General features: G+C 50.6%; 6 protein-coding genes. All 6 read left to right on the top strand.

What is annotated here, in order from left to right; all coding sequences use genetic code 11:
- Positions 1 to 828, top strand: an 828-nt coding sequence (locus ACCI49_RS24030) for a helix-turn-helix domain-containing protein (RefSeq protein ID WP_371841782.1), incomplete at its 5' end; no start/stop codon positions are given.
- A gap of 12 nt (positions 829 to 840) precedes the next feature.
- Positions 841 to 1,302, top strand: coding sequence for a hypothetical protein (locus ACCI49_RS24025; protein WP_371841781.1), 462 nt, complete (start codon positions 841 to 843; stop codon positions 1,300 to 1,302).
- A 124-nt stretch (positions 1,303 to 1,426) separates the two neighbouring features.
- Positions 1,427 to 1,657, top strand: a complete 231-nt coding sequence (locus ACCI49_RS24020) for a hypothetical protein (RefSeq protein WP_371841780.1) — start codon at positions 1,427 to 1,429, stop codon at positions 1,655 to 1,657.
- A 121-nt stretch (positions 1,658 to 1,778) separates the two neighbouring features.
- Positions 1,779 to 2,111, top strand: a complete 333-nt coding sequence (locus ACCI49_RS24015; RefSeq protein ID WP_371841779.1) for a hypothetical protein — start codon at positions 1,779 to 1,781, stop codon at positions 2,109 to 2,111.
- Between the two features lie 8 nt (positions 2,112 to 2,119).
- A complete protein-coding gene (locus ACCI49_RS24010; RefSeq protein ID WP_371841778.1) occupies positions 2,120 to 2,755 on the top strand; it encodes a recombination protein NinG in 636 nt (211 codons plus the stop codon).
- Positions 2,752 to 3,399: helix-turn-helix domain-containing protein (locus ACCI49_RS24005; protein WP_371841776.1), on the top strand; the 648-nt coding region annotated here is incomplete at its 3' end. The genes ACCI49_RS24010 and ACCI49_RS24005, both read left to right, overlap by 4 nt.

Raw genomic sequence — 3,399 nt, 5'->3', positions numbered from 1 at the left:
AGGCGGTGCTTTATGATTCGTCGTGGCGCTCGCCCGTCCTCAAATTATCTAGTGGTTGCCAATTCGGTTGTCTGTGACCGCCGTATCTCATTCGCTGCCAGCGGCCTCCTGTTGCACTTGCTGTCGAAGCCTGACCACTGGGAGGTATCAGCTTCAGCGCTGGCCAAAGAGGCTCAGGAAGGGCGTGACAAGATTTATAAATTACTCAACGAGTTAATCGAGTCTGGTTATTGCGAGCGCATTACCAATCGTGATGAAAAAGGAAAAATGATCGGAACTGATTACGAGATTTCTGACGCCCCTAGAGACTCCCAGAAACTCTCTAATCCACTTCCTGAAAATCCGGATACGGATTTACCGGATACGGATAATCCAGATACGGCAAACCCAGATACGGATTTTCCGACACAAGAAAGTAAAGATACTAAGAAAATAACCACTGGAGAGAGAATAACCACTGGAGAAAGTAACCAGTCTGAGAGTGAGGGTGCGCAGAAGCGCACCCCCGCAAGCACTCGAAAACCAAAATCTCCAGCCAAGCGTGGAACACGCCTTCCTGGCGACTGGACCCTCACCGAAGAATTCCGCACCGAAGCGCAACGAGTCCGCCCTGACCTGATTAACCGACTTCACGATATCGCTGACGAGTTCAGAGATTACTGGGTGGCCCAGTCTGGCCAGCGTGGCGTCAAGGCTGACTGGCTAGCTACGTGGCGCAACTGGCTAAGGCGCGAAAGGTCTAGCACTCCTAAATTCAAAACCGCAGCACAGCAGCGCTCAGAGCGTGCAGCAGCAACCTACGACTACGAACGCGCAACGAATTTCTAGGAGGGAATCACAGTGAAAAATATATCCACCGTCCTCAGCCAGCCGCCAGAACTGAAGCGCCCCATGGGTTCAGATGAATTGAGCCGAGAGCAGCGGGATAGCGTGGCTTACTTTTTCCTGCGCCTCTCCCTGCTGAATCGCGAGCAATACGACCGACAGTTCCCCGACGAGAAAACCGAGGCCCTGGCCAAGCGTGAATACGCCGCACACCTGAAGGATTTCACCAGGGAGCAAATCGACGCAGGCATGGCCACCTATCACGACAACCGCCAAGCCGGTGTTGAAGGTTTTCAGTTCCTGGATGTTGACCGCGCAATTGGCCTGATTCGAAACGGTGGGGTAGGTGAGGGCAATCCTGCTCGCATTCACAAACTCTTTGAGCCTCTGGCCCTACCGGACAAAAACGCACAGGAGCGAGCCCGCAAAAGCGGTGAAAGCGAACTAGCAAAAATGCGGGGAATGTTTGACCTATGAGCGAAGAATACACCGAGGTTTTAGAGGGGGAATACATACCCCGAGAGGAATCCACCAGTCAGCCAACGCTGGCGGAAGAGCTGGAAGACACCAACTGGTAAACAATAATCGAGAGGGAATTCAAATGATATACGGACCTATAAACCATGGAGTTGTTCGCAATACGTCAGCAGACCGAGCGGCAATTGCCTCGAAGACAAAAGAGTTTTTAGCGCGTGGCGGTGTAATTAAACAAATACCCACCGGTCTCTCTGGCTACAACCTGAAAATGAAAAAAGGGAACAATGGCCAGCCCAGATATCAGGATGAGCGCCTAATCAGCCGGTTCCGATTTGAGAATTTGCAGGCGGTGTAACTGAAATGAATCGTGAAGAGCTAGCCCCAACAAAAAAAGTTTTATTCCTAGAGTTGTTTCTGTGGGTTGTGACGGTTGGCTCAGGTGTTTGGTTTTTGATTGGGTTGGAGTAGGGAGCGTTATGGACCAGCAAGAGAAAACTTTTGAAGAGTTGCGGCAAAAGACTGCCCAGTATGCGCAAGCAGAAGCTGAGCGGGTTTACCTAGCCGAATTTCGCAAGTCCAAGAAGGCCCTGCTGATGAAAGATGCTGAGCGCGCAAAGCCCGGTCTATCTGCTGCGGCTCAAGAGCGTGAAGCATACGCCCACCCCGAATATGTTGAGCTGCTGGAGGGCTTGAGGTACGCAACTGAAGCAGCGCTCAAGTTGCGCATGGGAATAAAGGTCACCGAGATGAAAGTGGAAACCTGGCGCACTAAGCAGGCGAACGCCAGAGCAGAAATGAATATGCGGTAGGAGCAATCATGGCCACCCGATACCGCAAATGTAAAGTATGCAAAACCCGCTGTAATGTACTGCATGGCATAGTTAATGGGTTAGATTTCGTCTGTTGTGTTGACCACCTTGTTGATTTGGGATTTCAGCGGGCAGAGAAGCAAAAGAGGCTTGAAGCCAAAAAATTCAAAGCTGAAACCAGAGCACGCAAAAGGGCATTAAAAACTGATTCTCAAATCATGGGTGAGGCCCAGCGCTCAATAAATGCCTATGTACGCGAGAGGGATAGAGGCAAGCCGTGTATTTCCTGCAACCGTCCGGAGCATGAAATCGAAGTAGAGCAGGGTTGGAAGGTCGGTGGGGCCTGGGATGCAGGGCACTTCCGCTCAAGGGGTGCGGCTGGCCATCTGAGATTCAACCTTTGGAATAATCACCGGCAGTGCAAAAGTTGCAACGCAGGTTCTGCCAAATATGCCCACAAAGCGGAGACCGTAGCCGTGCAATACGAACTTAATCTGAGGGAAAAGATAGGTAACCGACGAGTCGACTGGTTAAAAAATAATAACGAAATCCGGAGATTTAACCGGGAGTATTGCGAAAGGATAAAGCGGATATTCAACAGAAAGAGACGGTTATTACAAAAGCGAAGGGAGTGCATAGCATGAGCCTTTTGAAGTTCGCAAAGACTGAGGCAGAAAGACGCAAGTGTCGCGCGTTTGAGGAGTGTGGAGGCGAGAAAAAGTGGGGCTCTATTCGTGCGGCGGCGCGCAAATTGGGAATTAAACACCCTGCAGTTTCATGCACTATTACAGAGCTGAAGAGAAGGCGGGCCCTGAAGGATGCTAGCCAGCATTTGAACCATCAGAAGGTGCCTGAAGGCTTCGAAATTAAAGGGACAAGCATTTACTTTCCCAAGACAGAAACGACCCCGGCATTCTGGCTGAAGAATCAGCAGGATATCCAAAAGCAGCAGGCAGCTATGGAGGCGTTTGCTCAAACTTATATCGAAGACTTGCCGCCCGTAGAGACTCCCTTAGAGCCTCAAGGTGATTTAGATACAGACACCATTCCCTGGATACAGATTGGAGATGGTCATCTAGGAATGCTCGCCCATGAGCGAGAGGTGGGCCATAACTTTGACCTGAAGATAGCAGAGCGGGAACTGGTCACCGCCATTGAAATCTTGATAGACCGCGCACCTAACTGTGAGCGCTGTGTTATTCAAGATTTAGGGGATATGACCCACTACGAAACCTTCAGTGCCAAAACAGAATCATCAGGGCATGACCTGGATTTTGATAGCCGCTAT

It is taken from the genome of Microbulbifer epialgicus, assembly GCF_041447265.1.
Classification (GTDB): Bacteria; Pseudomonadota; Gammaproteobacteria; order Pseudomonadales; family Cellvibrionaceae; genus Microbulbifer; species Microbulbifer epialgicus.
Note: the sequence above shows the minus strand (reverse complement) of the source record. Positions and strands in the feature narration are given on the sequence as shown.